Annotated in this window: 17 protein-coding genes; 7 read left to right on the top strand and 10 right to left on the bottom strand. The window is 63.4% G+C overall.

Going from position 1 to position 21,351, the window contains the following annotated elements; genetic code table 11:
• Positions 1 to 105: 105 nt before the first annotated feature.
• The 4 genes from ACFIQF_RS13445 to ACFIQF_RS13430 all read right to left on the bottom strand — a co-directional run bounded on the left by ACFIQF_RS13445 (position 106) and on the right by ACFIQF_RS13430 (position 4,725).
• Positions 106 to 1,191, bottom strand: a complete 1,086-nt coding sequence (locus tag ACFIQF_RS13445) for a TRAP transporter substrate-binding protein (RefSeq protein ID WP_393943555.1) — start codon at positions 1,189 to 1,191, stop codon at positions 106 to 108.
• Between the two features lie 326 nt (positions 1,192 to 1,517).
• Positions 1,518 to 3,425: a 1-deoxy-D-xylulose-5-phosphate synthase gene (gene dxs, locus ACFIQF_RS13440; RefSeq protein ID WP_393943553.1), complete on the bottom strand. Its 1,908-nt coding sequence runs from the start codon at positions 3,423 to 3,425 to the stop codon at positions 1,518 to 1,520.
• 125 nt (positions 3,426 to 3,550) lie between these two features.
• Positions 3,551 to 4,459 (bottom strand): polyprenyl synthetase family protein, encoded by a 909-nt coding sequence (locus tag ACFIQF_RS13435; RefSeq protein WP_393943551.1) that lies wholly within the window; start codon positions 4,457 to 4,459, stop codon positions 3,551 to 3,553.
• A gap of 5 nt (positions 4,460 to 4,464) precedes the next feature.
• Positions 4,465 to 4,725 carry an exodeoxyribonuclease VII small subunit gene (locus ACFIQF_RS13430; RefSeq protein ID WP_393943549.1) on the bottom strand — a complete coding sequence of 87 codons (261 nt, stop codon included), beginning with the start codon at positions 4,723 to 4,725 and terminating at the stop codon, positions 4,465 to 4,467.
• A gap of 399 nt (positions 4,726 to 5,124) precedes the next feature.
• Here ACFIQF_RS13430 and ACFIQF_RS13425 point away from each other — a divergent pair, with 399 nt between their 5' ends.
• From ACFIQF_RS13425 to ACFIQF_RS13415, 3 genes are all read left to right on the top strand, one after another.
• On the top strand, positions 5,125 to 6,264 hold the full coding sequence (locus tag ACFIQF_RS13425) for an aromatic ring-hydroxylating oxygenase subunit alpha (RefSeq protein WP_393943547.1): 1,140 nt from the start codon (positions 5,125 to 5,127) through the stop codon (positions 6,262 to 6,264).
• A gap of 97 nt (positions 6,265 to 6,361) precedes the next feature.
• Entirely contained in the window at positions 6,362 to 7,243 is an 882-nt protein-coding gene (locus tag ACFIQF_RS13420; RefSeq protein ID WP_393943545.1) for a DMT family transporter, read from the top strand.
• Positions 7,244 to 7,334: 91 nt separating this feature from the next.
• Positions 7,335 to 8,222, top strand: a complete 888-nt coding sequence (locus ACFIQF_RS13415) for a sulfurtransferase (protein WP_393943543.1) — start codon at positions 7,335 to 7,337, stop codon at positions 8,220 to 8,222.
• A gap of 421 nt (positions 8,223 to 8,643) precedes the next feature.
• Here ACFIQF_RS13415 and ACFIQF_RS13410 read toward each other — a convergent pair whose 3' ends face one another.
• Entirely contained in the window at positions 8,644 to 10,167 is a 1,524-nt protein-coding gene (locus ACFIQF_RS13410) for a DUF945 family protein (RefSeq protein ID WP_393943541.1), read from the bottom strand.
• A 234-nt stretch (positions 10,168 to 10,401) separates the two neighbouring features.
• Positions 10,402 to 13,287 (bottom strand): phosphoenolpyruvate carboxylase, encoded by a 2,886-nt coding sequence (gene ppc, locus ACFIQF_RS13405; protein WP_393943540.1) that lies wholly within the window; start codon positions 13,285 to 13,287, stop codon positions 10,402 to 10,404.
• A gap of 209 nt (positions 13,288 to 13,496) precedes the next feature.
• Here ppc and hemC point away from each other — a divergent pair, with 209 nt between their 5' ends.
• Genes hemC through ACFIQF_RS13385 form a run of 4 tightly spaced genes read left to right on the top strand, consistent with a single transcriptional unit; the run spans position 13,497 to position 17,712 of the window.
• Positions 13,497 to 14,417: a hydroxymethylbilane synthase gene (gene hemC, locus ACFIQF_RS13400; protein WP_393943538.1), complete on the top strand. Its 921-nt coding sequence runs from the start codon at positions 13,497 to 13,499 to the stop codon at positions 14,415 to 14,417.
• Positions 14,418 to 14,419: 2 nt separating this feature from the next.
• On the top strand, positions 14,420 to 15,241 hold the full coding sequence (locus tag ACFIQF_RS13395; protein ID WP_393943536.1) for a uroporphyrinogen-III synthase: 822 nt from the start codon (positions 14,420 to 14,422) through the stop codon (positions 15,239 to 15,241).
• Entirely contained in the window at positions 15,238 to 16,422 is a 1,185-nt protein-coding gene (locus tag ACFIQF_RS13390; protein ID WP_393943534.1) for a uroporphyrinogen-III C-methyltransferase, read from the top strand. Before ACFIQF_RS13395 ends, ACFIQF_RS13390 begins: the two co-directional genes overlap by 4 nt.
• Before the next feature lie 3 nt (positions 16,423 to 16,425).
• Positions 16,426 to 17,712, top strand: coding sequence for a heme biosynthesis protein HemY (locus ACFIQF_RS13385; RefSeq protein ID WP_393943532.1), 1,287 nt, complete (start codon positions 16,426 to 16,428; stop codon positions 17,710 to 17,712).
• Positions 17,713 to 17,866: 154 nt separating this feature from the next.
• Here the strand turns inward: ACFIQF_RS13385 and ACFIQF_RS13380 are convergent, their stop codons facing one another.
• Genes ACFIQF_RS13380 through glnP form a run of 4 tightly spaced genes read right to left on the bottom strand, consistent with a single transcriptional unit; the run spans position 17,867 to position 21,211 of the window.
• Entirely contained in the window at positions 17,867 to 18,769 is a 903-nt protein-coding gene (locus tag ACFIQF_RS13380) for a MurR/RpiR family transcriptional regulator (protein ID WP_393943530.1), read from the bottom strand.
• A gap of 14 nt (positions 18,770 to 18,783) precedes the next feature.
• Complete coding sequence (locus ACFIQF_RS13375) at positions 18,784 to 19,821, bottom strand: C45 family autoproteolytic acyltransferase/hydrolase (RefSeq protein WP_393943528.1); 1,038 nt, start codon at positions 19,819 to 19,821, stop codon at positions 18,784 to 18,786.
• A gap of 8 nt (positions 19,822 to 19,829) precedes the next feature.
• The gene (glnQ, locus tag ACFIQF_RS13370) at positions 19,830 to 20,558 is read right to left on the bottom strand and encodes a glutamine ABC transporter ATP-binding protein GlnQ (RefSeq protein WP_393943526.1); all 729 of its coding nucleotides are present in this window, start codon (positions 20,556 to 20,558) and stop codon (positions 19,830 to 19,832) included.
• A complete protein-coding gene (gene glnP, locus ACFIQF_RS13365; RefSeq protein WP_393943524.1) occupies positions 20,555 to 21,211 on the bottom strand; it encodes a glutamine ABC transporter permease GlnP in 657 nt (218 codons plus the stop codon). Before glnP ends, glnQ begins: the two co-directional genes overlap by 4 nt.
• Positions 21,212 to 21,351: the final 140 nt, after the last annotated feature.

Genomic DNA, 21,351 nt, shown 5'->3' with positions numbered 1-21,351 from the left:
GAATCGCGCTCCCGCAATGCCGGGATGGCCATGAAAAAAGCCGCAGCGAACTGCGGCTTTTTTGAGGCGATGCCAAGCCTTTTCCAGGCCTGGCGAGCCGCTGCTTTAAGGCAGCTTGGCTTGTGCCATGTACTGGTTGAACGGGTACTCCGAGAAGCGGTTCCACAGGATCTGGTCCTTTTGGAAGGCGCGCATGTCCTGGTGGATCTTCTTAAACTCGGGCGACTTGGCTTCGTGCTCGGCGAACACTTCCATCGAGGCCTTGAAGCCAGCGTCCATCAGTTCCTTGGGGAAAGGCTTGAGCTGGGTCTTGTTGGCCACCAGGCGCTTGATGGCCTGGGGGTTCAGCACCTGGTACTTGGCGGTCATGTCGGCAGCAGCCACGCGGGTAGCGGCATCCAAAATGGCCTTGTTCTCGGGCGAGAGCGCGTTGTACTTCTTGATGTTGATGAAGAACTCCAGATCGGCCGAACCTTCCCACCAACCGGGGTAGTAGTAGAACGGAGCGACCTTGTTGAAGCCCAGCTTTTCGTCGTCGTACGGGCCAACGAACTCCACCGCATCCAGCGTGCCCTTTTCCAGCGCCTGGTACACATCGCCAGCAGGCATGTTTTGCGCCACCACGCCCAGCTTGGCCATGGCCTCGCCGAACACGCCGCCGCCCAGACGCATCTTCAGGCCCTTCAGATCGGCCACGGTCTTGATTTCCTTGCGGTACCAGCCGCCCATCTGGGTGGTGGTGTTGCCGGCCGATGCGGTCTTGAAGTTGTACTTTTCAAAGAAAGCGTCGAGCAGCTTGCGGCCATTGCCGTGGTCTTTCCAACCCGACATTTGCAGCGTGGTCAGGCCAAAAGGCACAGCGCAGCTGAAAGCGAAGATCGGGTCTTTGCCGGTGAAGTAGTAAGCGGCGGTTTGCGCCATGTCGATGGTGTCGCCTTGCAGCGCATCGACCACACCGAAAGCGGGCATCAGCTCGCCAGCGGGGTGCACGGAGATTTCGAACTTGCCGCCGGACATGGCCTTGACGGCGGCGGAGAGCTTTTCAGCGCTACCAAAGATGGTGTCCAGCGACTTGGGAAAGCTGGAAGCCAGGCGCCAGCGCACTGCCGCCTGGGCATGCACGGCAGGGGCCACACCAGCGGCCAATACGCCAGCAATGCCAGCATTTTTGATAAGGGAACGACGGTCCATCTCTGTCTCTCCGTTTGATTGTTAAAAGCAGCAGACGCCTTGATGTGGGCGCCGCTCACCGTTTGTTGCAGCCGCTATCGTGCCACAGCCGCGAACCTGTTTTCGGTCTGCAAATTGTAGAAATGGTTGCACAGGTGACTTGAGGGGGTTTTCCCGCAAAACGGCGATCCGATTATGGCGGTTTTGCGCCACACCAAATGCTGTTTTCGTCGAAATACCGCACAGGGTTTGCAGCAGGTTCAAAGCGTCATGAAAAAAGCCCGGCACATTGGCCGGGCTTTGGGGCGATGAAGGGTATTGCGCTTGCAGGGCACCCCGATGGGGGCTCAGGCCGCTGCGCTCGCGGCGGCCGCCTGGCTGCCAAAGCGCTCGCTGATGGAGCGCTGAATACCGGCAGCATCCAGGCCTTGCAACGCCATCAGCTTGGCCGGGTCACCGTGTTCGATGAACTCGTCCTTGAAGCCCAGTTGCAGCACCGGCACCTCCATGCGCATGGCCTGCAAGGTTTCCAGCACGGCGCTGCCTGCGCCGCCCATGACGCAACCGTCTTCCACCGTCACCAGCGCATCGTGGGTTTGCGCCAATTGCTGCAGCAGCTCGGTATCCAAAGGCTTGGCCCAACGCATATTGGCCACCGTGGCGTTGATCTGCTCGCCCACTTGCAAGGCCGGGTAGAGCAAGGCACCAAAAGCCAGAATCGCAATGCGCGGCTTACCGGCCACGGCGGGCTGGGCCTGACGGCGGATTTCGCCCTTGCCAAACGGCAGCGCATCCAGTGTTTCCAGCGGTGCCACGCCAGCGCCGCTGCCACGCGGGTAGCGCACGGTGACGGGGTGGTTCTGCTCAAAGGCGGTGCTCAGCAGTTGGCGCGTTTCGCGCTCGTCGGCCGGGCAGGCCACGCTCATGTTGGGGATGCAGCGGGTAAAGGCGATGTCGTAATTGCCGGCGTGCGTAGCGCCATCGGCACCCACCAGGCCAGCGCGGTCCAGCGCAAACACCACGGGCAGGTTTTGCAGCGCCACGTCGTGAATCAACTGGTCGTAAGCGCGTTGCAAGAAGGTGGAATAGATAGCCACCACCGGCTTGAGCCCTTCGCAAGCCAGGCCGCCAGCAAAGGTGACGCTGTGCTGCTCGGCAATGCCCACGTCGAAATAGCGCTTGGGGAAACGCTTGTGGAACTCGACCATGCCCGAGCCTTCGCGCATGGCCGGCGTGATGCCCACCAGGCGCTCGTCTTTCACCGCCATGTCGCACAACCAGCTGCCGAACACCTGGGTAAAGGTTTGCTTGGGTGGCGTAGCCGGCTTGACCAGGCCGATGGCCGGATCGAACTTGCCCGGGCCGTGGTAGGCCACCGGGTCGGCCTCGGCCAGCTTGTAGCCCTGGCCTTTTTTGGTAACCACGTGCAGAAACTGCGGGCCCTTGAGCTGGCGAATGTTCTCCAGCGTAGGGATCAGCGAATCCAGATCATGGCCGTCGATCGGGCCGATGTAGTTGAAGCCGAACTGCTCAAACATGGTGGCCGGCACCACCATGCCCTTGGCTTGCTGCTCGATGCGCTTGGCCAGCTCCAGCAGCGGCGGCACTTGCTTCAAGACGCTCTTGCCCACACCGCGGGCCTTGGCGTAGAACTGGCCGCTCATCAATTGCGCCAGGTAGCGGTTGAGCGCGCCCACCGGCGGGCTGATGCTCATGTCGTTGTCGTTCAGGATGACGAGCAGGTTGGCATCCGACACACCCGCGTTGTTGAGCGCTTCAAAGGCCATGCCGGCCGTCATTGCGCCGTCGCCGATGATCGCCACGGCCTGGCGGTTGCTGCCCTGCAGCTTGGAGGCTTCGGCCATGCCCAGCGCGGCCGAGATGCTGGTGGACGAGTGCGCCGTGCCAAAGGCGTCGTACTCGCTCTCGCTGCGCAGCGGAAAGCCCGAGATGCCGCCCAACTGGCGCAGGCTGCCCATGCGGTCGCGTCGGCCAGTCAGAATTTTGTGCGGATAGGTCTGGTGGCCCACGTCCCAGACAAAGCGGTCGCGCGGCGTGTCGTAGACCGCATGCAATGCAATGGTCAGCTCGACGGTGCCCAGGTTGGAGCTGAGGTGGCCGCCGGTTTGCGACACGCTCTCCAGCACAAACTCCCGCAGCTCACGCGCCAGCGTCTTGAGCTCGGCGCGCGACATTTTGCGCAGATCCGCCGGATCGTTGACGGTGGCCAGCAGTGGAAAGTTCTTCGTGGGCATAACAAAAATTAGATGGCTGACTATTGGGCATTGGCACGCGCAACAGCCTGTTTTTCTTCAAAATCGCAGGCGACTATGGTAGCAACTGCCGCAAGCTGCAGTGCTGCGGCGGTGCATTCGCAGTATCAGTGGGAGCGCTTGACCACCATGTCGGCCAGTGCCGCCAGTGCACGCGGCTGCGCCAGGCCCGAGCCAGCCAGCGCGGCTTGCGCCTCGGCCAGCAGCTCGTTGGCGTAGGCGCGGGCGGCATCCAGGCCCATCAGCGAAACATAGGTGGGCTTGTCGTTGTCGGCATCCTTGCCGGCGGTTTTGCCCAGCGTGGCAGAGTCGGCCACCACGTCGAGCACATCGTCGATCACCTGAAAAGCCAGGCCCAAAGCGGCGCCGTAGGTCTTGAGCGCATCCAGCGTGGCACCGGTGATGCCGGCGCAGGTAGCACCCATTTCCACACTGGCTTGCAAAAGCGCGCCGGTCTTGAGCTTGTGCATTTGCTGCAGCTCGGGCTGCGTCAGGCGCTTGCCCACGCTGGCCAGATCAATCGCCTGGCCGCCAGCCATACCGTTGTAGCCTGCTGCCAGCGCCAATTGGCGGCACAGCTTGGCTTGCATGGCATCCGCAATACCGCGGCCTTCGGGCACGAGCAGCTCAAAAGCCAGGGCTTGCAAGGCATCGCCAGCCAGCAAGGCCTGCGCTTCACCAAACTGCACATGGACGGTGGGCTTGCCACGGCGCAGCACATCGTTGTCCATGCAAGGCATGTCGTCGTGCACCAGCGAATAAGCATGAATCAGCTCTACCGCACAGGCGGCACGCAAAGCAGCTTCGGCCTGCGCCGTGCTCAGCGCGCCTGCCGCTTGCGCTGCCGCCAGCACCAGCAGCGGGCGCAGGCGTTTGCCGCCGTCGAGCACCGCATAGCGCATGGGCTGGCCCAGGCCGGCCGGGGCATCGGCGGCAATCCATTGACCAAGGGCCGCTTCCACGCGGGCCAGTTCGTCACTGCACCACTGTGCAAAGTTATCGTGCGCTGCTGTCATTGTTTCTAGTGTTCCTCGCCTGCCCAGGGCTTGAGCTGGCCGTCGTCCAAGAGCTTGATCTGGTCTTGCACCGCTTCGAGCCGAGCGCGGCAGAAGGCCAGCAACACGGCACCGCGCTGGTAGGCCGCCAGCATGTCGGCCAAGGGCAGCTGGCCCGATTCAATACGCGCCACCAGGCTCTCGAGCTCCTGCAAGGCGCTCTCGTAGTTGGCGGGTTCGGGCAAATCAGGCATGGCAATCGCCTGGGGGGCAGTGGCCTTGGGCATGGGCGGGCTCGGCAAGCGGTGGGGCCGCTGGGCTGTGAATGGAAACCGCTGATTTTAGGCGCTCTGCGCAGCCGCCTGGGCGCAGGTGCTGTCAGCAATCCTGCCAGCGACAGCCTGGGCCGCCTTTTTTCTGCAAAAACCAGCACTAAACACAAGCTTTACAAGCACCTGCAGCTATCAATTTGTTAGAATCCACCGCGCTGAACTGCCGCCCTTGGAGGCGCTGGCCTGAGCCAGCCGCTGCCAATTCACGCATAAAGCAAACGGGAATAACCCCACTGGATATAATCCCATTCCTCGCGAAACCGGCCATCCTTTGTTGTTGCTGCCGGTTTTCATTTTTTTGAATTCGTGCGCACGCGCACCCTCCCTGTGGGGAGTCTTTAGGTCAGGTCACCCATGTCTGATTTAAGTCTTCAACTGCAGCAGGCCGCAAGCCAACTTCCAGTTTCAAGCTACTTCGATCAAGCGCTGTTTGAGCGCGAGATGCAAACCATCTTCCAGCACGGCCCCAAATATGTGGGTCACCAGCTGGCGATCCCCGAGATTGGCGATTACTACGCCCTTCCGCATGAAAAGGAAGGGCGGGCGCTGGTGCGCAACGCCAGCGGCCAGGCCGAGCTGATCTCCAACGTCTGCCGTCATCGCCAGGCGGTGATGCTCAAGGGCCGCGGCTCGCTCAACCACCAGCAAAAAGGCAGTGCCGGCGGCAACATCGTCTGCCCGCTGCACCGCTGGACCTACAGCCCCAGCGGTGAGCTGCTGGGCGCGCCGCACTTCAGCCACGACCCCTGCCTGAACCTCAACAACTACCGCCTGCGCGAGTGGAACGGCCTGCTGTTCGAGGACAACGGCCGCGACATCCAGGCCGATCTCGCCCGCATGGGCCCGGCCGCCGCCTTGAGCTTTGACGGCTTTGTGCTCAACCACGTGGAAATGCACGAGTGCAACTACAACTGGAAGACCTTTATCGAGGTCTATCTGGAGGATTACCACGTCGGCCCCTTCCACCCTGGCCTCGGCAACTTCGTCACCTGCGATGACCTGAAGTGGGAGTTCGGCAAAGAGTACTCGGTGCAAACCGTGGGCGTGGCGCCGAGCTTTGGCCAACCGGGCTCGGACATCTACAAGAAGTGGCACGAGGTGCTGCTGAACTACCGCAACGGCCAAATGCCCGAGCACGGTGCGATCTGGCTCACCTACTACCCGCACATCATGGTGGAGTGGTACCCGCATGTGCTGACGGTATCGACGCTGCACCCGATCAGCGTGGACAAGACCATGAATGTGGTCGAGTTCTACTACCCCGAGGAAATCAGTGCCTTCGAGCCCGAGTTTGTGCAGGCGCAGCGCGCGGCCTACATGGAAACCGCGATCGAAGACGACGAAATCGCCGAGCGCATGGATGCGGGCCGCAAGGCCCTGTTCGAGCGCGGCGACAACGAAGTGGGCCCCTACCAAAGCCCCATGGAAGACGGCATGCAGCACTTCCACGAGTGGTATCGCGGTATGATTGGCGACGCTGTACCGGCCCGCTGACAGGCCGGCAACCCTGCCCTGACAACTATCAAAACCATAGCTGCTAGCGCTTGACATTCAAGCACTAGCAGCTTTTTTTCATTACAAAGTCTCTCCGATGCAAGCCCTGTGGATGGTGGCCGCCGCCTTTTGTTTCGCGCTCATGGGGGTGTGCATCAAGTTCGCATCGGTCTACTTTGGCGCGCAAGAAATCATCTTCTACCGCGGCCTCATCAGCATGGCCTTGCTGTGGTGGCTGGCCAAGCGCAGCCATGTCAGCCTGGGCACCAAATACCCGCTGATGCACACCTGGCGCAGCTTCATCGGCGTCATCTCCATGGGTTTCTGGTTCTACTCCATCGGCAAACTGCCGCTGGCCACCGCCATGACGCTCAACTACATGAGCAGCCTGTGGGTTGCGGCCTTTGTGGTGGGCGGCGCGCTCATGGCCTGGCGCCCCAAGGCCGAGGGCGACCAGCCAGCGCTCAACATCCCGCTGGTACTCACCGTCATCACCGGCTTTGCCGGCGTGCTCTTGATGCTGCGCCCCAGCATGGATGCCGACCAGCTGTTTGCCGGCATCATCGGCCTGCTCTCCGGCTTGCTCTCGGCCTTTGCCTATATGCAGGTGGTGGCACTGTCGCGCATTGGCGAGCCCGAGCAACGCGTGGTGTTCTACTTTGCGCTCGGCTCGGCCGTAGCCGGCGGGCTGGTAATGGTGTTCACCGGCGCCTCGCCCTTCCCCGGCTGGCCGGCGCTGTGGCTCATTCCCATCGGTATTCTGGCCACGGGCGGCCAGCTTTTCATGACCATGGCCTACGCCAGTGCCACCACGCGCCGCGCCACCTTGGTGGTGGCCAACCTGCAGTACTCGGGCATCGTCTTTGGCGCGCTGGCCTCGATCGTGGTGTTTGGCGACCACATTCCGACCATCGGCTGGATCGGCATGGCGCTCATCGTGGGCAGCGGCATCGTCGCCACCGTGCTGCGCAAACGCTAGCCCGGTAGGGCCGGAAGCTGAAGCGGGCAAGCGGCTTTCGCAGCGGCGGTGCGCTGCTCCATAATGGCTGCCAGAAAATTTGGAGCAAGCCATGACGACCACTACGCCCTACACCACCTTGATCACCGTGCCGCAGCTGCAAGCCCTGCTGCAAAACCAGGCCGCCAACGTCATGGTGTTCGACTGCAGTTTCGAGCTGGCCCAGCCGCTCGCCGGTGAGGCGCAGTACGACGAAGTGCATATTGCCGGCGCCCTCTACGCCAATCTCGACAAAAACCTGAGCGCGCCGCACGACGGCACCGGCAAGGTCATCAACAATGCATCGGGCGGCCGTCACCCCCTGCCCACACGCGAGGTGTTCGCCACCTGGCTCTCGCAAATCGGCTTTCGCAACGACATGCAGGCCGTGGTGTATGACCGCAACGGCGTCAACTACGCCGGCCGCCTGTGGTGGATGCTGAAATGGGCGGGCCACGATGCCGTCGCCGTGCTCGATGGCGGCTTGCAAGCCTGGCAAGCCGCCGGCGGCGCGGTCGAAAGCGGCAAGCCCACCAGCCACTTCCAAAGCAATTTCGAGCTGAACCCGCCGCTGCGCGAGCTGCGCACCGCCAACCAGGTGCAGCAAGCGCTGGGCAGCGCGCAAACCGTCATCGACGCCCGGGCGCCCGCCCGCTATCGCGGTGAAGTGGAGCCGCTCGACCCGGTGGCCGGCCACATTCCAGGCGCGCTCAACCGCCTGTTCAGCACCAATATCGGCGCCGACGGCCGCTTCAAACCCGCCGCCGAATTGCGCGCCGAGTTCGATGCCCTGCTCGCCCAACGCGACCCGGCAACAGTGGTGCACCAATGCGGCAGCGGCGTCAGCGCCCTGCCCAACCTGATCGCCATGGAGCTTGCCGGCTACGCGCCCACCGCGCTGTTTGCCGGCAGCTGGAGCGAGTGGTGCAGCGATGCATCGCGCCCCGTGGAAAAGGGATGATTTTTTTCTGTGCTTGCTGCTGGAGCTTGGAGCTCAGCGGCAAGCTAGTGACGCAGCTCTCGCAGGCTGCTGGCTGTTGGCTGTTGGCTGTTGGCTGTTGGCTGTTGGCTGTTGGCTGTTCAGGATGTCCCTCCCCACCCCTTTCAGCCAGCGTCCCGGAAAGATTCGCTACGCGAAGCTTTCGGGGACGCTGGATGTAGGGCACGTTTCTTTGCTTACTTTCTTCTGGGCCGGCACACCGGACGTGCAGCAAGAAAGTCGGTCGCCTGCCGGGGCGAGACCCGGCCAGCAGCTGCATGCAATGCCCGCTAACGCCAGTTAAACAACCAACCTGTGAAAAGCAGCAAGCAGATTCGCGCTGCCGCGCTTCGGCGAAGAAGCTAAACAGCGATGGCGTTGTCAAGCGCCATGACTGCAACGCTTACTCGCCAAACCCCATCGGCAACGGCTTGACCACGCCGTTCAGGTTCATCTTGCCGTCTTTGACCATCAGGCTGCTGGTCAGGAAATCGCCCTCCACGCGGACATAGCCCATGCCGGTGACCATCTCCACCATGGCGTCTACTTCTTCCGGCCCCACTTCCTGGCCGCTGGCCTTGGCGATATTGGCCAGCCAGGCCTTGGGCAGGCGGGCGCTGGCGTTGAGGGCCGAGCCCTTGAGCAGCGCTGGCATCCAACCCGTTTCGGCCACTTGCTCGGCCGAAGGTGCCTTCAGCACCTCGGCGCCGTACTCCACTTCGCCGGCATTGCCCTGGTAGCTGGCCTTGAGCTTCATCTGGTAGGCGGGCAAAGCGGCCACCAGCTTGGGCGCGTTCTTTTCCATCAGCGCCGCCATCTGCTCTTCCGAAGGCTCCAGCGCTTTGGCCAAGCCGCCGCTGCGGTAGCCTTCCAGCAGCATTTGCTGGAAGCTGCGCAGCGCGTCCAGATCCAGGCGCTGGATCTTCTCTTCATAGCCCAGCGACTCGAACGCCAGCGGGCCAATGCGGCCCACGCTCTTGACGTGGTTGCTGATGCTCAAGGTCTTGGCATCCGCTTCCATGGTGGTGTCGGCGGTGATGTCTATGAACTCGGCTACGGTCTCAGGCTGGCCATCCGCCTTCTGGTTGATCACCTGTGCGCTCGCCACCTGCATTTGCATCTTGCCCGGGCCCACGCCCCACAGTCCATCGATCATCACGGTGTTGAAAGAGCCGCCCATGCCCTTGACGGCAATCGTCATCTGCTCAGCGGGCGTTGCTGCGGCAACCGCAGCCTTGGCCTCGCTGGCCGCTTCTTCGTCGTCTTCTTCCAGCTCCAGATCCAGCTCATCTTCGGCAGCGGGCTTGGACAAGCCGGCAATCACCAGCTCCGGCCATTTGAACTCGCCACGGATCGTCTTCTGGTCACTGGCCAGCGACACGTCGTATGCCATATCCGCCCAACGCACCGTAACGCCCTTGTCCGCCGCCTCACCCGCTTGCAAGGCAAAGAGCCAATCGCTGCTGCCGCTGTAGTGACGCACGCCCGTCAGGGTAGGCATGCTGGCTTTGGCGAAAGGCTGCTTAGCCTGCTCGTCCAAGCCCTCCAACGCAAAGCGCGATTCCACCACCGCAGCAGCCAGTTTGCCGCCGGCTAAGGGGCCGTGGCGAATATCACTGTTCATCACCAAACGCATGGGTTTGGACGGCGTGGCAGGCGCTGCAGGCTTTGCCTCACCGCCATCGGTTTCTGCAGCATCCGTCTTGGCGGGTGGAGGCGTCCACTCCAGCACCCACTTGGCTTGCGACGAGAAAAAGCCCTTCTCGTAGCTCTCCGTGACCACCGCTTCTTTGCCCACGGCATGGCGCAATTCGGCCGCCGCTTCGGCAAAGGCCTTTTGCGTCTGGTCGCCGCTGTACCAGGTTCCCGCGCCATAACCCGCCACCACCAACGCGACCGCAGCCGCCACCCAGGTCATCTTGCTCATCCGCCCATCCCCTCAGTCTATAGATTGATTTACCGCACAAAATAGCGGCAAATAATAGCATGCAGCTATCAAGTGACGCGACTGTATGGCGTCGCGCCATCGACAGCGCTTCTTCGCCTGTGGACGAGTGCGTTTGTGCTTCGCGCAGATGGAGGCCGGTCATTGGTCCGCAACGCCTCACCGAGCCATAAAAAATGCACCCCGAAAGGTGCATTCTTGACTGGCAAAAAACACTCAACCCGTATTACGCAAAGCCGCGGCGATCCCGTTGATCGAGATATGGATACCGGTTTTCACGCGCTCGTTGTCCTCGCCATTGCGCCAGCGGCGGATCAGCTCCACCTGCAGGTGGTGCAGCGGATCGATGTACGGGAAGCGGTGGCGGATGGAGCGCTCCAGCGCCGGGTTGTTGGCCAGGCGGCTCTGCTCGCCGGTGATCTGGGCCAGGGCTTCGGCGGTGCTTTGCCATTCGGCCTCGATCGCCTGGAACACGCGCTTGCGCAAGCGCGTGTCCGCCACCAGCTCGCTGTAGCGCGATGCCAGCGCCAGATCGCTCTTGGCCAGCACCATGTCCATGTTCGACAGCAAAGTGCGGAAGAACGGCCACTGGCGGTACATCTTTTGCAAGAGCGCCCATTGCGCTTTTGGCGTTTTGCCGCTTTGGCTGACAAAGGCCTGCACGGCCGAGCCAAAGCCGTACCAGCCTGGCAAGGTGAGGCGGCATTGGCCCCAGCTGAAGCCCCAGGGGATGGCGCGCAGGTCTTCAATACGCTGGCTGGCCTTGCGCGATGCGGGGCGCGAGCCAATGTTCAGCTCGGCAATCTCGCGGATCGGCGTGGAGCTGAAGAAGTAGCTCTCAAAGCCCTTGGTGCCGTAGACCAGTTCGCGGTAAGCGGCCATGCTGGCGGCCGACAAATCAGCGGCCGCGTCCAGAAATGCCTGGCTGGCGGGCTTGGTCGGTTGCAGCAAGGTGGCCTCCAAGGTGGCGGCCACCAGAGTTTCCAGGTTGCGGCGGCCGATCTCGGGGTTGGCGTATTTCGAGGCGATGACTTCGCCCTGCTCGGTAAGGCGAATCTGGCCGCGCACCGTGCCTGGCGGCTGCGCCAAGATGGCCTGGTAGCTGGGGCCGCCGCCACGGCCCACGGTGCCGCCACGGCCGTGGAACAAGCGCAGTTGCACGGGTGCAGCCTTGCTCAGCTCGTCGAACAGCGCCACCAGCGAAATCTCGGCCTGGTACAGCTCCCAGTTGCTGGTGAAAATGCCGCCATCCTTGTTGCTGTCGCTGTAGCCGAGCATGATGTCCTGCTCGGCACCGCTGCGCTGAATCAGCTGCGCAATATGCGGCAGCGAGTAATACTCGCGCATGATGGTTGCCGCGTTGCGCAGGTCTTCAATGGTTTCGAACAGCGGGCTCACGATGAGAGCAGCTTGCGACTGGCCGTCGTCAATGCGGCCGTTGAGCAGGCCCACTTCTTTTTGCAGCAGCAGCACTTCGAGCAGGTCGCTCACCGCTTCGGTGTGGCTGATGATGTAGTGGCGGATGGCATCGCGCCCGTACAACTGCAGCGAAGCCTGGGCGCGCTCGAAGATCGCCATTTCGCTTTTGCATTTGTCGCTGTACTGCGCGCCCACCACACGCAGCGGGCGGGCATCGCACAACAGTTTGATGAGCAAGGCGCGCTTGGCCGCTTCGCTCAAACCGGAGTAATCCGCCTCAAGGCCAGCGGTGGCCAGCAGTTCGGTCAAGACGGCTTCGTGCTGGTCCGAGCTTTGGCGCAGATCGACCGTAGCCAAGTGAAAGCCGAACACTTGCACGGCGCGAATCAGCGGCGACAGGCGCTGCTCAGCCAAGGCGCGGCCATGGTTGTCGCGCAGCGAATCTTCGATCACGCGCAGATCGGCCAGCAGCTCGTCGGCTTGCAAATACGGGTTCTGCGGCGCCACGGCGTGGCGTGCTGCGTCGCCGCCGCTCAGGTTCTTCAAGGTAGCAGCCAGGCGTGCGTACACGCCGATCAAGGCGCGGCGGTAAGGTTCATCCTCGCGGTGCTGGCTGGTATCGGGCGAACGGGCGGCCAGTGCTTGCAGCGCCGATGCGGTGCCCGCCAAGCGTTGCGACATGGACAGCTCGCCGCCCAGGTAGTGCACTTCCGTCAAATAGTGGCGCAGCACCAGGTCGGACTGGCGGCGCAGCGCCTCTTGCAGGCTTTTGGCGGTGACGTTGGGGTTGCCGTCGCGGTCGCCGCCAATCCACTGGCCCATGCGCAAAAAGTTGGCCAGATCGCGCTCACCCAGCTCACGCTCCAGCTCGGCATAAAGCTTGGGGATTTCGGTGAGGAAGGTGGCCTGGTAGTACGAGAGCGCGTTGTCGATCTCGTCCTCGACCGTCAGCTTGGAATAGCGCAGCAAGCGCGTTTGCCACAGCTGGGTCACTTGCGAGCGCAGCTGCAGCTCGTTGTCGGCCAGTTGGCGCGGCGTGAGCGTGTCTTTGCTGCTGTTGAAGAGCTGGGCGCGCTGCACGATGTCGTCGCGCGCCACCAGCAAGGCGGCAATGGCGCGCTCAGCATCCAGAATGCTTTTGCGCTGCACCTCGGTTGGGTGCGCGGTGAGCACCGGCGACACCAGGCTGTGCGCCAGCGTATCGGCCACCGCCTTGACGGGAATGCCCGCCCAGCGCAGCCGCGCCAGCGCCACCTCAATGCTGCCCTCTTGCGTGTTGCCAGCGCGCTCGTGCACTTCGCGGCGGCGGATATGGTGGCGGTCTTCAGCCAAGTTCGCCAGGTGCGAGAAGTAGGTGAAGGCGCGGATCACGCTCACCGTCTGGTCGCCCGACAGGTTCTTGAGCAGGGACTTGAGCGATTTCTCGGCATCCTGGTCGTCGTTACGGCGGTAGGCCACCGACAGCTGGCGCACCTGCTCGATCAGGTCAAACGCGGCCTGGCCCTCCTGCTCGCGAATCACATCGCCCAGAATGCGGCCCAGCAGGCGAATATCCTCGATCAGCGGCTGGTCCTTGTCGGCACGGCGGCTGATGGTTTGCGTCGCCGATGCATCGGCGCTCTTGGGTTTGCGCGCTGCAGTTTTGGCAACTGCGTTGGTGTCTTTTTTGCTGGCAGTGGTCATGAACGGAGGGAAACAGAGAGAGAGGGATGGAAACAGGGCAAAACCATGCGCTGGCTGTGCGCGTGCAAAGCGGAATCCGCACTGTGCTCATCACAGCGCCGCACATGCTAGCATCGAAGATTGCTTTTTGTGACTTGTTTCGAGCCGCTTTTTTGCGCTTATCGCTGGTAACTCGGCGGTAACCGCCTTCCGCCTGCGGCGCTATGTCCATGACCTCCTTATCTCTGACCATCGCCACCCGCGAAAGCCAGCTTGCCCTGTGGCAGGCCGAACATGTGCAGCAGCTGCTGCAAAAGCTGGGCCACCAGGTGCAGTTGCTCGGCATGACCACGCGCGGCGACCAGATTCTGGACCGCACCCTGTCCAAGGTGGGCGGCAAAGGCCTGTTCGTCAAAGAACTGGAAACCGCACTGGAAAACGGCACAGCCGATTTGGCCGTGCACTCGCTCAAAGACGTGCCGATGGAGCTGCCCGCCGGCTTTGCGCTGGCCGCCGTGCTGGAGCGCGAAGACCCGCGCGACGCCTGGGTTTCGGGCCGCTACGCGCGCCTGGAGGATTTACCGCAGGGCGCTGTGGTGGGTACCTCCAGCCTGCGCCGCCAGGTACTGCTCAAGGCACTGCGGCCCGATCTGGACATTCAGCCCCTGCGCGGCAACGTGAACACCCGCCTGCGCAAGCTCGACGAAGGCCAGTACGACGGCATTGTGCTGGCCGCCGCCGGCCTCAAGCGCCTGCAAATGCACGAGCGCATCCGCTACGAATTCGACACCGACACCATGCTGCCCGCAGCCGGCCAAGGCGCGCTGGGCATCGAGATCCGCGCCGACCGGCAAGACCTGGTGGAGCTGTTCGCCGGCATGGCGCACAGCCGCACCTGGCAAACCGTCACCGCCGAGCGCGCCGTCAGCCGCTGCATGGGCGGCAGCTGCTCCATGCCGCTGGCCGCGCACGGCGAATGGCAGGGCAACACCTTGCACCTGCGTGCCGCCTGGGGCGACGAGCAAAAGCCCGATGCCGCCCTGGTACGCGCCGCCGCCAGCGCCACCGTCACCGATCTGGCCAGCGCCGACGCACTGGGCCTGCAAGTAGCGCAACAACTGCAAGCCGCTGGCGCGCAAGTGCGCCGCTGAGCATGGCCCTGCCGCGGCTGATCGTCACCCGCCCGCAACCCGAGGCCGACCGCTGGGTCGAGCAACTGCGGGCCCAGGGCGTGCAGGCGCAAGCGCTGCCGCTGATCGAGATCGGCCCGGCCAGCTTGCCGGCTGACCAGCAAGCCACCGCCCAAGCCCGCGCCCAATGGCAGCGCTACGGCGCCATCATGCTGGTCAGCGGCAATGCCGCGCAGTATTTTTTTGACGCCGCCACTGCACAGGCGATCAACCGACAAGCGCCCAGCGCCCAGCCCACCCGCGTCTGGAGCCCTGGCCCCGGCACGGCCCGTGCTGCCATGGCGCAAGGTGTGGCAGCAGAGTGGATCGACCAGCCTGCGCCCGGCGCAGAGCAGCTCGATTCCGAATCGCTCTGGGCCCAAGTGGCAACACAAGCACCTGCCATGGCTGCAGCCGGCCAGCGCGTGCTCATCGTGCGCGGCGCAGACGATGGCAGCCAGCAAGCCGGTGGCAATGGCCGCAACTGGCTCGCCGCGCAATTACAAGCAGCCGGTGTGGGCGTGGATTTTGTGGCCGTGTATGAGCGCCAGCCTCCCGCCTGGACCCATGCACAAACCGCTTTGGCGCAGGCCGCGCTGGCCGATGGCAGCGTCTGGCTGTTCAGCAGCTCGCAGGCAGTGATGCATTTGCGCAACAAATTCGGCGATTCTGCTCTGACCGGCCGGGCCGCGCTGGCCACGCATCCACGCATAGCCCAAGCGGCGCAGCAGGCTGGTTTTGCCCCTGTCAAGCCATGCCGTCCAGCCCTGGCAGACGTCCTGGCGTCGTTAGAATCAGGGCTATGACGCCGCCAGAGCAAGCCCCGGCTCCTCTTTCCTCGACTGCCACGCCAGCCAGCACTTCCCCCGTCACCGACAGCGCCGCCGCCACTGCGGCCGCAACGGCCACGGGCGCCACCGTGCCCGCCAACCGCAGCCCCGCCTGGGTCTGGACCTCGGTCGTCCTGGGCGTGGCCGCCACCGTGGCCGTGGTCAGCTCGGTCATGCTGTGGCAACGGCTGAACAATATCCAGCAGCAACTCGCCCTGCAAAGTGCCGATTCGCGCGGCCAAGCGGTAGAAGCACGCACCTTGGCCCGTCAGGCCGAAGACGCATCGCGCGACACCGCATCGCGCATGTCGGTGCTCGAAGCCCGCGTGGGCGAAGTAGCGCTGCAACGCGGCCAGCTCGAAGAGCTGATGCGCAGCCTCTCGCGCAGCCGCGACGACAACTTGGTGGGCGACATTGAAGGAGCGATCCGCTTTGCCTCGCAACAAACCCAGCTCAGCGGCAGCCCTGATCCGCTGGTCTCTGCGCTCAAAACCGCGCAGCAGCGCGTAGCTGCGTCGGCCCAGCCACGCCTGGCCCCGCTCGAACGCGCCATTGCCCGCGATCTGGACCGCATCGCCGTCAGCAAATCGCTGGACACTGCCGGCCTGTTGGCCCGTCTGGACGATTTGCTGCGCCAGGTCGACGAGCTGCCGCTGCAAAACGATGTAGCCACCAATACTGGCCGCCGCACTGCCCCGGCTCGCAAGCCCAGCAACAGCCACAGCCACAATGGCGCCAACAAAGACGCTGCCAGCAAAGACGAGGCCGAAGAAGCCGCGCCCAGCTGGTGGTCTACCGCGCTGGGTACAGTTTGGAACGCCGTGCACGACGAGGCCCGCAGCCTGGTACGCGTGCGCCGCATTGATTACCCGGACGCCGTGCTGCTCTCGCCCAGCGAAGCTTTTTTCCTGCGCGAAAACCTCAAGCTGCGCCTGATGAACGCGCGCCTGGCCTTGCTGGCGCGGCAAATGCCGGCCTCGCGCAACGACCTGGCATCGGCCGGCGAAGCCATCCACAAATACTTCGACACCAGCGCCCGCCGCACCCAGGCGGTGGCCCAGCAACTGCAACAACTGCAGCAAGCCATGCGCGACGTCGAAATCCCCCGCGCCAGCGACACCCTGGCAGCCCTGGCCACTGCGGCCGCAGGACGCTAAGCCATGCGCGCCGCTCTCTGGTTGATTGGCCTGTTCTCGATTGCGGTGGCCGCCGCCTTGTTTGCCGGCAGCAACCAGGGCAGCGTCACCTTGTACTGGCCGCCCTACCGCATCGACCTGTCGCTGAACATGGTGGCCGTCTTGTTGCTGCTCTCGTTCTTGCTGCTGTACGGCGCGCTGCGCGGCATCAGCGTCATGTTCGAGCTGCCCCAACAAGCGCGGCGCTGGCGCGTACAGCAAAAAGAGCGCGCCATGCACGGCGCTGCGCTCGATGCTGTCACCCAACTGCAAGCCGGCCGCTTTGTGCGTGCCCGCAAGGCTGCGCTGTCTGCGCTGGCCCAAGAAAAAGCCCTGCACGAAGCGGGCGAAGACATGCCCTACGGCCTGCAACTGCGCGTGCTCTCGCATGTGCTGGCCGCCGAAAGCTCGCACGCGCTGCAAGACCACAGCCAGCGCGATCAGCACTGGGAACAAGCCATGCAAGAGGCCGCCAGCGCCGACGCCAAACGCCTGCCCGAGCTGCGCGAAGGCACACAACTGCTGGCCGCGCAATGGGCGCTGGACGACCACAATGCCCACGCTGCGCTCGACCACCTGGCCCAGCTGCCGCAAGGCGCTGCGCGCCGCACACTGGCATTGCGCCTCAAGCTCAAAGCCGCACGCCAGCTGCAACAAGCGCTCACCGCGCTGGACACGGCCCGTTTGCTGGCCAAGCACCGCGCCTTCTCTGCGGCGGCGGCGCAAAGCATCATCAAGGGCTTGGCGATGGAGCTGATCAACGACGCCCACGACCCCGACCAGCTCCAGCAAGCCTGGCGCAGCCTCGACAACAACGAGCGCAGCATGCCAGAAATCGGCATCCACGCCGCACGCCGCCTGCGCCAGCTCGGCGGCTCGCCCGCCCAGATGCGCGACTGGCTGCTGCCCGCCTGGGAACGCTTCACCGCCGGCAGCAAAGGCCTGCCCAGCCTGCAAACCGAACGCCTGGTGCGCGTGCTCGAAGACAGCCTGGAAGAGCTGGACGCCGACTGGCTGGCCCGCATCGAAGCCGCTCAGCGCCAACGCCCGCACGACGAATACCTGCAATACCTGGCCGGCTGCGCCTGCCTCGAACGCCAACTCTGGGGCAAAGCCCAGCAATGGCTGCAGCAAGCCGCGCCCTCGCTGCACGACCCGCTGCTGCGCAACCGCGCCTGGCAACACCTGGCCCACCTGGCCGAAGCCCGTGGCGACGACACCGCTGCCGCCCAGGCTTGGAAGCAGGCGGCATTGGCTGGCGCTGGCGTCTAAAAGCTGCGCACGCGCAGCCGCGCCAACAATCGCTTAACGTCTGTTTGCTCTGTGAGGACTTCTGCACTTCGCGCAGACGCTAACCGCACCACGTCTGTTGCAAGCCGTTCCAGCAAGAGCCCTGATCGCGCTCCCGCGATCCCAAGCAGCTCCTTTATTGCTCAATATTCAATCGAGCAATCAGCTTCTCTCTGGCTTCTACCGCTTGCAAAGCTTGCTGCCCCAAGCTTTGCGCCACGGCGTTCACCAAGGCTTCGCACAACAAAAAGTAGGCTACCAGGCTGTTGCTGATAAAGCTGGATGCATGCGGCACAAACAGTGCGTGCTTTGCCACCGTGGCCAAAGGTGAGGCGCGGTGATCAGTCAGCGCCACCACGCACAAGCCCTGCTCTTGCGCTACCCGCGCCACCTCGGCCACCATGCGCGTATAAGGCGCAACGCTGGTGACCACCAATACATCACCGGGCGCCAACTGCGCCAAACCTTCGGCGATAGCGCTTTGGCTTTGGCCCAGCTCGCCCACATCGCTGCGCAGCAAACCCAGGCTGTAACCCAAATAGGCCGCCACAGTGTGCATTTGGCGCTGGCCAAAAACGCTCACGCGCCGCGCTTGTGCCAAGCACTCGGCCACGGCTTGCAGTTGCGCTTCGCTCACCATGGCAGGCACCGCCTGGATATTGTGCAATGCGTGCTGCACCAGCGGGGCCAACACACCTGGCTTGCCCTCAGAAGGCTGCTGGCTCTGCAAAGCCTGGCTGGTTTGTTGCGCGTAAAAGTGCGGGTTGCCGGGCATGAAATGCGGCCTGAACACATGCTGCAATTCGGCAAAGCCGCCGTAACCCAGGCGCACAGCCAAGCGCGTCCAGGTGGAAGCGCTGACGCCATAGCGCTCGGCTGCCTCCGTAATACTGAGCAATGCAAAATCGTCCGGTCGCTCCACTACCTGTGCCAGCGCCAGCATGGCTTTGCGCCCCAGTTGCACGGCGCCTTCGCCTTGCGCCACGGCGGCCACCAGTTGCTGCAAATCCTGCAGATTGGCGGGTGGCTCTTTATGCATGACAGCAGCCACCTTTACGCCAAAGTCGCGTTGACGAAGTGCATCAGCGGCTGGCGGTCCATACCGGAGAGCACGGTCCAGTGGATCGCATCCTTGCCCACTTGCATGTCGGCCGTGGCCATGGTGTTTTCGTCGTCGCTGTCGTCCGCAGCCAAGCGCAATATCGGGAATACTGCGTTGTGCTGGTCTGACAGAATAGCCAGCGCTGCCGCCTGCTCGCCGGCCTGGGCGGCAGCAGCCAACAGGGCTTCACCGCGCTCTTGCCGAAAGCCTGAGGAGTTGGTGACGACCTGCGGATGGTTGCGCATGGCCGGGTGCACCAAGTGGTTGGCGTGCACGGCTGGCTTGCTCACTTCGACCACCAACACCCGGTGCGTGGTGAACTCGATGCTGGTGAGGCTGGGCCGGCCCGCTTGCGCCACCGAGAAATGGAAGCCCCCAGCACGCGGCGAATCCTGCAACAGATTTTTGACGGCCAGTGCGCTTTCCAGATTGAGCGCAGCGCGCCCCAACACCATGCGCGGCACGCCCGCAGCCACCAAGCGCGTACGCACGTTATTGACGGTGATACCCAAGCCGCGAGCATTGACCGCAAAAGTGTGGCCCGGAATCGAGCCTGGGTAGGCAAACGACACCAGCTCGCACTGGCCGCGCACACTGGCTTTCACGATAGCGCAATGGCCTTGGAAGAACGGCAAGCCGTCCTCGTTGTGCGCCAACTGCGCGGCTTGTTCAGCGTCGCCTGGCAAGAGCACGGTGGTGCAACCATCGGGCGCCATGGCCCACAAGTCGCCCCGGCAATTCCACAAAAACACCTCGTCCAGTGGCAGCTCCAGGCCGGCTGCCAAACCCTCGATCTCGCTCCAGATGGCGGGAAAGCGCTCTTGCGTGAGCTGCTGCATGGCAGCCACGGCCGCGCTGCCGCGCCAGGCCATCACACTGGCCCAGGCGCTGCTAGGCAAAAGCAGCGTGTGCACGGCATCTTTGCCAAACCGGCCCAGGGCCAGACCCAGCTCGTAGGGCGAGCCTTCCACTTGCAAATACTTCAACATAAGCCTGTTTATTCCACGTGCTGCAAAAAGTCGCGCAGGCGCGGGTTGCTGGGATTGTCGATCATCTCGGCGGGCTTGCCGTCGACCGAGATATGGCCGTGCTCCATAAAGATGAGGCGCGTACCCACCTTGCGGGCAAACGCAATTTCGTGCGTCACCACAATCATGGTCATGCCGCTTTCGGCCAGGTTCTGCATTACCTTGAGCACCTCTTGGCGCAGCTCCGGGTCGAGCGCCGAGGTAGGCTCGTCAAACAGCATCAGCTTGGGCTTGATGGCCAGCGCCCGCGCAATCGCCACACGCTGCTGCTGGCCACCCGAGAGCTCCGACGGGTAATGCCCTTTGCGCTCGGCCAGGCCCACTTTGGCCAGCAATTGCTCAGCCTCTTGCATGGCCTGCGCCTTGCTGGCGCCGCGCACCTGGCGCGGGCCAAAGGCCACGTTCTCTTGTGCGGTAAGCTGCGGAAACAGGTTGAACTGCTGGAACACCATGCCCGCTTCGCGCCGGATCTCGCGCACCATGCGCTCGCCGCCTTTGACGCTGAGCCCGTCCACCAGCAGATCGCCGCCGTCGATTTTCTCCAGCGCATTGATGCAGCGCAGCAGGGTCGATTTGCCCGAACCCGAAGGCCCGATCAGCACCACCACCTCGCCTTTGTCGATCTGCAGATCCACCCCGTCGAGCACCACGGTCTTGCCAAAACGCTTGCTCACCTTTTTGAATTCGACCATGCTCATAGGATGCGCATCCGTTTCTCCAGCTGGCGCAGACCAAAGGTCAGCAGCCCCACCATGGCCAGGTAAATCAGGGCCACGGCTGTCCAAATTTCTACCGCGCGGAAGGTGGTGGCAATGATCTCCTGCCCCTGCCGCGTGAGCTCGCCCACACCGATCACGATGAACAGCGAGGTATCTTTGAGGCTGACGATGAACTGGTTACCCAGCGCCGGCACCGCCCGCCGAAAAGCCACCGGCCCCACCACAAACAGCAGCACGCGCCACATCGGCATGCCCATGGCCAGCCCCGCTTCGCTCAGCCCCTTGGGCACCGAGAGGAAAGCGCCGCGCACGATCTCAGCAATGTAAGCGCCCGAGTTGACCATGATGGCCAGCACCGAAGCGCTGATCGGATCAATGCGCAAACCCGCCAGCAGTGGCAGCACAAAATACAAAAACATCACCTGCACGACGATGGGCGTGCCGCGAATGGCCTCGATATACACGAGTGCAATCGCGCTGACCAGCTTGTTGCCGTAGGCGCGCATCAAACCGGCGAGCAGGCCCAGCACCAGGCCGCCCAGCAGGCCGACAATGGCGATATAGAGCGTCAGCCGCGTGCCTTTCATCAGTTCGGGCATCGCGCTCCAAACGACGGACCAGTCAAAATCCATGGGAACCTTTGGTTCGTTGAAAAAATCGGGAGAACAACCGGGAGTCAAGGCGGCGGCGGGGCCGCTAAAACGACCAGCGCCTTGAGCGCCTTTGGTGAAGGGCAGGTAATTTCCAAACCCGCTACGCAGCTGGCGCATGC

The sequence above is a fragment of the Comamonas trifloxystrobinivorans genome (assembly GCF_043359985.1).
Taxonomy (GTDB): domain Bacteria; phylum Pseudomonadota; class Gammaproteobacteria; order Burkholderiales; family Burkholderiaceae_C; genus Comamonas; species Comamonas trifloxystrobinivorans.
The sequence above is the reverse complement of the archived record's forward strand: the minus strand, read 5'-3'. Positions and strand labels throughout refer to the sequence as shown.